The sequence below is a fragment of the Brevundimonas sp. GW456-12-10-14-LB3 genome (assembly GCF_059424365.1).
Map to the genome: position 1 here is coordinate 194,504 of NZ_JBWKZJ010000001.1, position 9,161 is coordinate 203,664.

General features: G+C 70.6%; 9 protein-coding genes. All 9 read right to left on the reverse strand.

Annotation, left to right across the window (positions count from 1 at the left end; genetic code table 11):
* The gene (gene trbL, locus AC07XS_RS00995; RefSeq protein WP_321207916.1) at window positions 1-1,440 is read right to left on the reverse strand and encodes a P-type conjugative transfer protein TrbL; all 1,440 of its coding nucleotides are present in this window, start codon (window positions 1,438-1,440) and stop codon (window positions 1-3) included.
* A 5-nt stretch (window positions 1,441-1,445) separates the two neighbouring features.
* On the reverse strand, window positions 1,446-2,186 hold the full coding sequence (locus AC07XS_RS01000; protein WP_182713201.1) for a TrbJ/VirB5 family protein: 741 nt from the start codon (window positions 2,184-2,186) through the stop codon (window positions 1,446-1,448).
* On the reverse strand, window positions 2,137-4,560 hold the full coding sequence (gene trbE / locus AC07XS_RS01005) for a conjugal transfer protein TrbE (protein WP_182713202.1): 2,424 nt from the start codon (window positions 4,558-4,560) through the stop codon (window positions 2,137-2,139). Before trbE ends, AC07XS_RS01000 begins: the two co-directional genes overlap by 50 nt.
* 7 nt (window positions 4,561-4,567) lie before the next feature.
* Window positions 4,568-4,843: a VirB3 family type IV secretion system protein gene (locus AC07XS_RS01010; protein WP_182713203.1), complete on the reverse strand. Its 276-nt coding sequence runs from the start codon at window positions 4,841-4,843 to the stop codon at window positions 4,568-4,570.
* The gene (locus AC07XS_RS01015; RefSeq protein ID WP_182713204.1) at window positions 4,843-5,163 is read right to left on the reverse strand and encodes a TrbC/VirB2 family protein; all 321 of its coding nucleotides are present in this window, start codon (window positions 5,161-5,163) and stop codon (window positions 4,843-4,845) included. The genes AC07XS_RS01010 and AC07XS_RS01015 overlap by 1 nt, the downstream gene beginning before the upstream one ends.
* A 269-nt stretch (window positions 5,164-5,432) precedes the next feature.
* Window positions 5,433-6,389, reverse strand: coding sequence for a P-type conjugative transfer ATPase TrbB (gene trbB, locus AC07XS_RS01020; protein WP_182713205.1), 957 nt, complete (start codon window positions 6,387-6,389; stop codon window positions 5,433-5,435).
* A 1-nt stretch (window position 6,390) separates the two neighbouring features.
* Window positions 6,391-6,807 carry a hypothetical protein gene (locus AC07XS_RS01025; protein ID WP_494732642.1) on the reverse strand — a complete coding sequence of 139 codons (417 nt, stop codon included), beginning with the start codon at window positions 6,805-6,807 and terminating at the stop codon, window positions 6,391-6,393.
* 25 nt (window positions 6,808-6,832) lie between these two features.
* Window positions 6,833-8,707 carry a type IV secretory system conjugative DNA transfer family protein gene (locus tag AC07XS_RS01030; RefSeq protein ID WP_182713206.1) on the reverse strand — a complete coding sequence of 625 codons (1,875 nt, stop codon included), beginning with the start codon at window positions 8,705-8,707 and terminating at the stop codon, window positions 6,833-6,835.
* The coding region (locus tag AC07XS_RS01035) for a hypothetical protein (protein ID WP_182713207.1) at window positions 8,704-9,161 on the reverse strand (458 nt) is incomplete at its 5' end. The genes AC07XS_RS01035 and AC07XS_RS01030, both read right to left, overlap by 4 nt.

Sequence of the window (9,161 nt, forward strand, 5' to 3'; positions counted from 1 at the left end):
TCAGGTCTCCTCTGTACGGAGGTTGGGGGACAGGACGCCACTGGTCTCGCCTGCGGGCATCAAGGTTCGTCCGGTGTTGGCGACGAAGAAGGCCTGGAGCGCCGCCGCCCGTCCCGGCGGTCGCGAGCGTGAGGACGCGGAGTCCGAGGCGGAGACGGCGCGGTGGAAGTCCGATCGGGCGGCCCGGGCCTCCGCGTCGCGGACAGCGGCGGGCCGGCCGGCGGCGGCGCCGGGCGCTCCCTCCCCCGGCCCCGCACGTTCCGAGCCGGACTCGGCCTCGGCGGCGGCCGGGTGCTGGGACCACGCCCGGGCCGGCTCCGCGACACCTGGGCCGGACGCCGGAGCCGGAGCTGCTGGACGGACCGCGCCGGCGCTCCGCCGCATCGACCCGTTGTCGTTCGAAGGCGGCGGGGTCGACAGGCCGCCACCGCCCTGTCCCGGCCCGGAAGGCGGTGAGGAGGAGGGCGGCGAAGTCGGGGGCGCCCGTCCGCCGATCGCCCCGGCCGCCGCCCGCGCCGGACCCGCCAGTCGCGCCGCGCCCCCACCGATCAGGGCGCCGGCTCCCGCGATCCCGGCCGCGCCCAGGGCGCCGGCGCCGCCCACGGCGAGCGCTCCGTTCAGGGCTCCGCCCGCCCCGAGGGCGGGCCCGCCGGTCACGAGGGCCGAGGCGAGGTTCGGGATGAACATCGCCAGCATGGCCAGGAGCATCGAGGCGACGAGGATGGTGAGGGCTTCGTAGATGTCCGGATTGGCCGAGGGCTGGAGCTGGTCGAACACCGTCCGCGCCCCCGAGACGACGATAGCGAGGGCCAGGACCTTCAGACCGGAGGAGACGACGTAGCCCAGCGGCCGTTCGGCCAGGAAGGCGGACTTCGACCAGATGCCGAACGGCAGCAGGATGAATCCGCCCAGGGTGACGATCTTGAACTCCAGCAGGGAGACGATGATCTGCAGGGCGAGAATGGCGAAGGCCAGCAGGATGCCGATCATGGCCAGGCCCAGGATCAGGGCGTCGGCCATGTTGCCCACCACGTCCAGGGGGTTGTCGACCGGCGCCGGGGTCTCGCCCAGCGCCTTGACGATCTCCCAGCCCTGCTGGAGCACAGCCCCCGGGTTGAGGAACTCGGCCCGCGAAAGCGAGCCCCCGCCCGCGACCAGACCCAGCTCCAGGAAGCCGGCGTAGATCGTCTCCGATAAGGCCTGCCAGTCGTTGATCAGCCAGGCGAAAATCCCAATGAGCAGCACCTTGCCGAAGCCGGCGGCGAGAACCTCCCGGTTGGAGGAGAGCGCCCACTGGATGCCGGTCAGGGCGACGACGAGCACGATCAACAGGCCGAACACGCCGTTGACGGCGCCGGACAAGGCGTCGAAGCCCGCCGAGACGGTGTTCGAGAACACCACCATCAGGTCGTTGGGCGTGTCCATGCTGACCGAGGCCATGGCGATCAGTCCCGGGCGCGCGCGAAGGGATCGAACGCCGGCGCGACGGGGACGCCCCCCGCGCCGGCCCAGCGCTGGCGGCGGGCCGCTTCGCCGGATGCGCGGTCGGCCGCCTCCCGCGCCGTGGCCTCCGCCATCAGTCGCGACTGGGCCAGCATCAGGGTGCGCAGCGCCGCCAGGTCCTCGGCGAGAACCGCGAGCAGCTGATTGGTCGACTGCACGGCCGCGGTCTGTCCCGCGGCGGATTGGCTGGCGCCCAGCGCACCGGCCACCCGGGCGCCGCGACTCCCGCCCAGCCGCTCCAGCTCCGCCGCCGTCCGCGCCAGATCCTCGGCGGTGCGCCGGGCGTTCGCGGTGCGCGCCCCGCTCTGCTCCAGCAGGCGCAGGACGTCCGCGCCGGCCAGATCGTCCGGATAAAAGGTCTCGAACTGGCGCTCCAGGCCGCTGACCGAGGTCGCCAGGCCGCGCGCCGTGCGCGCCAGCTCGGCCATGTCGCGCAGCGACTGACTACTGCCCGCCAGATGGCTGTAGGGCGAGGCGGCCAGGCTGCGGGCCTCGTTGGCGAGGCTCTCCAGCTGTCGCGCGGCCTGCAGCGCGTTCTCCAGGTGATTGCGCGGGTCGAACACCACCTGCTGGGCCCCGGCCGGAACTGGAGCCGCCGCGGCGAGCAGGCCGGCGACGGCGAAGCTGATCGCCCTACTCCGCCGCGAGCGGCGGGTCGAAGGCGTCGAAAACGGAATCCACATTCTGCACTCCCTTGGCTTTGAGGAATTCGCGGGCGAAGGCGGTCTCGCCGGATCGGGCCAGCACGTCGTCGATGAGCGTCTGGTCCTCGGGCGTCCCGGCGCCGCACAGGGCCAGGGCCACGCCCGTCAGACGCAGGTCGAACAGTCGCCGCCCCCGGGGCTGCCGCCAGTAGTAGGACCGCTTGGGCGGGGCGAAGGCGATCAGCTCCAACTGCCGCCGATTCAATCCGAAGCCCCGGTAGAGCTCGGCCGAAGACGGCTCCATCGCGCGCGGGTTCGGCAGGAACACCTGTGTCGGGCAGCTCTCGATCAGGCTGGCGGCGATGGCGGAGGCGGCCACGTCGTCGAGGCTCTGGGTGGCGAACACCACCGCCACCCGCTTCTTGCGCAGGGTCTTCAGCCACTCCCGGATCTTCGCCGCGAAGGCCGTCTCGCCAAGGAACAGCCAGGCTTCGTCCAGGATCAGAAGCGTCGGCCGGCCGTCGAAACCCTGCTCCAGCTCCCGGAACAGGGCCGACAGCACCGGGGCCACCGCCGACGGCGTGGCCATCAGGGTCTCGAGCTCGAAGGTGTCGAACCGGCTCGTCCCCAGAGCCGCCCCCTCCCCGTCCAACAAGGAGCCGTGCGGTCCCTTCAGCGTAAGGGGTTCGAGGGCCGCGGCGACGGCGCGATCCTGCACCAGGGCGCAGAACACGGTCAGGGTCCGTTGCGGGACCGGCGCGTCGGCCAGGGCGGCGAGGGCGGCCCAGATTTCCTCCCGGACGCGGGGCGTGGGCTCCAGCCCCGCCAGCCGAACCGTTTCGGCGAGCCATTCCGAGGCCCAGGCGCGCGCGTCATCGCGATCGATGCCCGCCAGCGGCTGGAGCGAGAGACCCGCGCCCGGCTCCATCGCGCGCCAGCGCCCGCCCGCCGCCAGAGTGGCGGCGCGAGCGGAGCGGCCCTTGTCGAAAAAGACCACGCGCGCGTCCGGATACCGGAACCATTGCAGGGCGAGAAAGGCCAGCAGCGCGGATTTCCCCGAGCCGGTCGGTCCCACGACCATCGCATGGCCGACGTCCCCGACATGGAGCGCGAGGCGGAACGGCGTCGATCCGGTCGTGCGCGCCGTCGCAAGAGGCGGGCCGCCGAGGCAGGCGTCTTCCGACGGACCCGCCCAGACAGCCGAAATGGGCAGCAGGTCGGCCAGGTTTAGGGTGGACACCAGCGGCCGGCGAATATCGGCATAGGGTTCGCCCGGCATCGACCCGAGCCAGGCCTCGACGGCGTTGAGATCCTCGATGCGGGCCATCAGGCCCTGGGCGTTCAGCGCGGCCTCGATCGCCCGGGCCTTGGCCGTCGCGCCCTCCTCGGTCGCGTCGAGGACAGACACCGTGAGCGTCAGATAGCCGAAGGCGCAGCTTTCGGCGCCCAACGCGGCCAGGGCGCCGTCGCACTCCTCCGTCTTGGAGGCGGCGTCGGTATCGAGGAGCGGCACCTCCTCCTTGATTATGGCCTCGCGCAATAGCACGCCGACGCCTTTTCGCTTGGCGAACCAGCGCTTGCGCAGCTTGACGATCTCGCGCTCCGCCTCGGGCTTGTCGAGCCCGATCCAGCGTGCGGTCCAGCGATAGTCGAATGGAAGAGCGCCCAGGGCGTCCAGCAGACCCGGCCGGGTCACGGACGGCAGCCCGCGCACCGAGACGACCTTGAGCCACCGTTCGCCGAGCCTGGGCGCAATCCCTCCGGTCAGGGCCGCGTCCGCCAGCCAGCCGTCCAAGAACATCGGCGTGTCCGGGGGACGGACCCGGAATGACCGGGGTGACACGCAGTCATGAAGCCAGGAAAGGACACCGGCGTCGTCGAGCCGACGGATCTCCGGCAGGCCGTCCGACAGCAGGTCGAACATCGCGTCCGCCTCCCGGATGAAGGCGTCGAGCGCCATCCGCCAGTCGGCGCCGTTCTTGGCCAGACCATCGAACAGCCAGCGCTCCAGGCGTCGGGTCTCGTCGGCGGGCGGCAGCCAGGTCAGGGCCAGCCGATGATCGGTCTCGAAGGCCGGATCGGCGGTCTCGAAGCGGCTGCGGCGTTCCTCGTCGAGCAGCCAGGCGACGCCGAGGTCGAAGTCGCTCTGCGGATAGGGCGCCGCTGTCCGACGGTGCGCCTCGACGTGCAGGCACCAGCCGGTGCCCAGCCGGCGCAGGGCGTTGTTCAGGCGCGCGCGGACCGCCATCAACTCCTCTTCGGTGGAGGACTCCAGATCCGGCCCGCGGAAGCGGAAGCCCGCCATGAAGGAGCCGTCCTTGTTGAGGACCACGCCGGGCGCCACGAGGGCCGCCCAGGGCAGGTGGTCCGCGAGGGCAGCGGGCCGGCGCCGGTGCTCGTCGAGGAACCGCATCGCCGCCTCACCCGTCCAGATGGCCCGGCAGGGCCAGATGGCGCCGTAGAACGTCGAAGAAGCGCCGGTCCGATCGCGCGGCCCAGAGGCCGATGGCGTGGGCGACCGCCCACCACAGCAGGCCCAGCCACCAGATGCGCAGCGCCAATCCCAGCACGACGGCGATGGTGCCCATGGCGATGGCGTAGTCCCGCGGCATGCCGGCCATCAGAACCGGCTCGGCCAGAGCCTGGGCCACGGGCAGGTCCCAGCCTTCGGGGCGTTCTTCGGACCGCGACGCCATCAGGCGATCTCCACCCCTCCGGCGAAGCCGAAGAAGTCGAGGAAGAAGGTGGAGGCGGCGAAGGCGATCGAGAGGCCGAACATGATGCCCAACCCCCGGCGCATCGAGGAGCCGTTCTCGCTCATGGCGATGCCCGCGCCGAAGATCACCACGGCGACGACGGCCGCCGCCTGGACCACGGGTCCCGTGATCGACTGGACGACCTGCTGGAGCGGGCCTTCCCACGGCATGCCCGAACCTCCGGCCAGCGCCGGCCCGGCGAGCGCCAGGCCAAGCATCATCGTCGCGCCGAACAGGTGGCGCCAAAGTCTCCGTTGCATGATTTGCTTTCCTTGTGTTCAGCACGTGTCACCGCGCCTCGACTCATTGCAAGCAAATTTATCCAACGGTTGTCAACATCAAAATAAACAAACCCTGCACGACTTTAAATAGACTACACTTCAACTCGTAATAACTTAGATAGTAACTTGAAACGACTTGCTGTCGTGACACCATGACGACTTGCTTCGACTTGAGATAAGTCGGCACAAGATTCTGAATTGCCAGCCGTTTTCCGGCCACGACGATCTCGAAGTCGTTTGAGGAGCCTTCAGGCCAGACGCACGACCGCGTATCCCCTGTCCGAAGCGCCATTCACGGCGATCACCGCCTCAAGCCGCCGTCCCTCCGGCGAGCGCCGGATATGGGCGATGACGTCCACCGCCTGGCCGATGGTGCGACGCGGCGGGGCCGCGGCGATCTCAAGCGCCAGATCCTCGATCCGGCGCAGCGCCTCTTCGGCGGAGTTGGCGTGGAGGGTCGAGAGCCCGCCCGGATGGCCCGTGTTCCAGCTCTTCAGCGTCTCCAGGGCGGCCGCGCCGTCGCGCATCTCCCCCACGACGATCCGGTCCGGACGCATCCGCAGGGCGTCGCGTACCAGGTCGGCGACGCCGATGGCGACGGGGGCCCGGCGCGTCAGGACAGAAACCGTGTCCCAGGAGGAGCACTGCAGCTCGGCGGTGTCTTCGATGAGAAACACCCGATCGTCGGCGAAGGCCGGCTCGGCCAGGATGGCGTTGGCCAGGGTGGTCTTTCCCGATCCCGTACCGCCGGAGATCAGGATGTTGCGCCGCTCGCGGGCGGCCTGGGCGAGGACTTCGGCCTGCCCGGCCGTCATGACGCCGTCGCGCACATAGTCGGCTAGGGTCCAGATCACGGCCGGGCGCTTGCGGATGGAAAAGGCCGGCGCTGGCGAAACCGGCGGGAGCAGGCCCTGGAAGCGTTCGCCGGTCGCGGGCAGCACGCCCGAGAGGCGAGGGTCGTCGCGGGTCACGACTTCGCCGACATAGTCGGCGATCAGGCGGATGGCGCGTTCGCGCCCTTCCACGGACAGGCGCGCACCGGTGTCGGCGCGGCCTCGCCCGACGCGATCCAGGACGATCCGCCCATCGGGATTGGCGAGGATTTCGACCACCTCCGGATCGACCAGCGCGGCCAGCACGACCTCGCCGAGGGCGTGACGTAGCGCCTCCAGCTTGCGTTCCGCGATCAGGGGATGGGCCGCCATGTCAGTTCGCCGCCTCGAACGACCGCCCCTCCGGCTCCCGGCCGGAGGGATCGCGCTCCGACCTGCCCGACACGATCCGCGCCGCGGTGTCGTCAAGCATCCGCTCGATGCGCCGGTCGACGGCCGCCTGCACCGTGGGATCCTGCTCGCCGACACCGTCCGGGAGCCGGACGAACAGCGCTCGGGCGACCTCCACCACCAGTTCCTGAATGATCTGCATGTCCTGCCGGGTCGAGCGCATATGGCCCCTGAGGGATTGCTCGAGCGTCAGGAGCCGGTCGTCGGGATCGGCCCTTGGATTGCCCTGAAGGCCCCGCGCTATGGCGTGTCCGGCGGCCTGACTGATCGACACGCGGCCCGACCGCGCTTCACGGCTGAGACCGGCGATGATCTTGGGATCGCTGAGATAGACCTGCACGCGGCAGGTCTGCACCGGGGCGCGCCTAACCATCGCCCTGCCCTTTCAGATGATCCAGGACGGCGTCCTGCGCCGCCATCTCCTGGGCCACGCGGCCGTAGATGTCCGCGGCGCGGGCGGCGACCTTTTTGTCGTCCATCGCCGCGACGATCTCCTTGAACAGCGGCAGGGCGGCTTCGGCGTCCACACCGAGGCCGCGGCGGCCGGCCCACGGATGCGGCGCGGGCGTCGGCGCATCGACGCCGGCGGCCTGGTCGGGCGGCGACGCAGCGGCCCTCGCCCGGAAAGGCCGGCGCCGATCGTACTGGAGCTTGCGGGTCCGCAGCGGTCGTTGACCCGCCGCGAAGATCAGCTGGAGGTCGTCGGGCAGCGCGCGCACCTCGCCCGGCTCGAGCAGCGGGCGGTCGATCTGGGACCGCGACACGGCGCTGCGCCCGGCCGCCAAGCCGGCGGGCCCGCTGCGGCTTTCACGGGTCTCTCCGATCGTCCCGGTGAGCTTGGAGACCTTGTCCTGGGTCAGCGGATCCAGCGCGGAGAAGGCTGTATAGATGGCGCAGTTGTCTAGGATCGTATTGTTGGCGCCGTAGGTCTCGACGATGTCGTTGAGCGACTGGGCGACGAACATCACCTTCACCCCGTAGCCGCTCAGCAGCCGCAGGGATTTCTCGAAGAAGCTGACGCGCCCCAGCAAGGGAAACTCGTCCATCAACATCAGGAGCCGGCGGCGCTTCGGCCGGCCCGCGGCGTCCCTTGCCTCGTCCACGGTGAGGGCTTGGGCGGCGGCGTAGAACAGGAGCCGCACCAGGGGCCGCAGCGCCGCCGCGTCCGCCGGCGCGACCTGGATGTAGAGGGAGACCGGCGCCTCGGCGCACATCAGGTCGCCCAGGCTGAAGTCCGAGGCCGAGAGCGCGCGCTCGACGTCGTCGCCCGCCAGCCACTTCAGATAGGATCGGGCCGTGCCCTGGACCGATGTCCGGAACCGGTCGTGCATGGCGGCATAGCCCCGCACGGCCGTCCTGACGAAGGGATGGGTTTCAGGTTCGCCGGCAGGGCCCGGCCGATGCAGGGCCTTGACCATCACGTCGGCCGTGTCGTCCAGGTCGGCGAGCAGTTCGCGGACCTTCAGCAGCGTCTTGTCGGCGTCCTCGGCCGTGTAGAGGACATGCAGGATCACTGCTTCCAGGATTTCCGAGGCCGCCTTGTCCCAGATCGCCTCGTCATCCCGGACGCCCCCCGGGTCGGCGAGGATCGAGACCAGCCGTTGGACCTGGGCCAGCTCCCCGGGGCCGGGCCGGATTTCCGCCAGCGGATTCCAGCGGGCGGACGCTGGATCGCGCGGGTCGAAATAGAGGGCATGAGAGAAGCCCGACCGCCAGCCGGCCGTCTCGCGCCAGAGCTCCCTCTTGGGATCGTGGACCAGCACGCTCTCGCTCCACAGCAGGAGCGTCGGCGTGACATGGCCCCTCCCCTTTCCCGATCGCGTGCCCCCCGTCACCAGGCTCGGCCGCATGTCGACGGTGGCGAGCAGACGCCCATTCAGTTCTCCCAGGGCGCAACCCGCGCCGGCGAGGAGGCCGGCGGCCCTGGCCTCGGCCAGTCCGCCCCATCCCCGGATGCGTCGGCGCGACCCGTCGCCATGCGTGAGCATCCCCGCGCCCAGCCCGCCCATCACCCCCAGCAGGATCAGGAAGGCGCTGGACGAGAAGGCCTCCGGCTCGGATGTCCCGAACTGCCTGCGCCAGCTGAGGATACGCCACGGGGGATAAACCCGGACCTCTTCGGACACGGTCCATCCGCCGCCCAGGACGGGATCATGGCGATAGGTCCAGGCGAAAGTCTGGGTGGCCAGCTGGAGACCGGCCGCCAGCCCCGCAACGAGCAGGATCAGCCGAAGGATCATGGCCGCTCGTCCTCGCCGCCCTCCCCGCCCGGATGACCCGCGAGGTCCATGGACAGCAGCGCCGCTGAGCGGCCGCGTCGATAATGATAGGCGCGCAGGCCTTCGCGGAGGTCGCCATTGGCCCGAGTCGCGGCCCGCTCAAGAAGATCGTCCGCCTCAGTGTCCAGGTCCGCGAAAATCCGGCGCTCGGCGCTCCGGAACGGCCTCAACTGGCTGTCGACGCGATAATAGGCGTCGAGCAGGGCGCCGTTGCCGGTCCGGCGCACGAGGCTCTCGAACAGATCCTGCAGGTCGGCGACGGACGCCCCGTCGCGCGCGGGGGATCGTCCGTACGGCGGCAATCCGGCGGTCAGGTCGAGCGCGGCCGACAGATAGGCCAGGCGCAGGTCGTACCGATCCCGCACCGCCCCGGCGTCCAGACGGGCGGCGAGAAACCCACCCGCCGGCCCCCGCT

What these genes read in the sequence shown, in the direction of transcription:
- trbE (WP_182713202.1), bottom strand. Translation starts at nt 4,560, where the DNA reads ATGCGGTTCCTCGACGAGCACCGGCGCCGGCCCGCTGCCCTCGCGGAC.
- trbB (WP_182713205.1), bottom strand. Translation starts at nt 6,389, where the DNA reads ATGGCGGCCCATCCCCTGATCGCGGAACGCAAGCTGGAGGCGCTACGT.
- trbL (WP_321207916.1), bottom strand. Translation starts at nt 1,440, where the DNA reads ATGGCCTCGGTCAGCATGGACACGCCCAACGACCTGATGGTGGTGTTC.
- AC07XS_RS01030 (WP_182713206.1), bottom strand. Translation starts at nt 8,707, where the DNA reads ATGATCCTTCGGCTGATCCTGCTCGTTGCGGGGCTGGCGGCCGGTCTC.
- AC07XS_RS01000 (WP_182713201.1), bottom strand. Translation starts at nt 2,186, where the DNA reads ATGTGGATTCCGTTTTCGACGCCTTCGACCCGCCGCTCGCGGCGGAGT.
- AC07XS_RS01010 (WP_182713203.1), bottom strand. Translation starts at nt 4,843, where the DNA reads ATGGCGTCGCGGTCCGAAGAACGCCCCGAAGGCTGGGACCTGCCCGTG.
- AC07XS_RS01015 (WP_182713204.1), bottom strand. Translation starts at nt 5,163, where the DNA reads ATGCAACGGAGACTTTGGCGCCACCTGTTCGGCGCGACGATGATGCTT.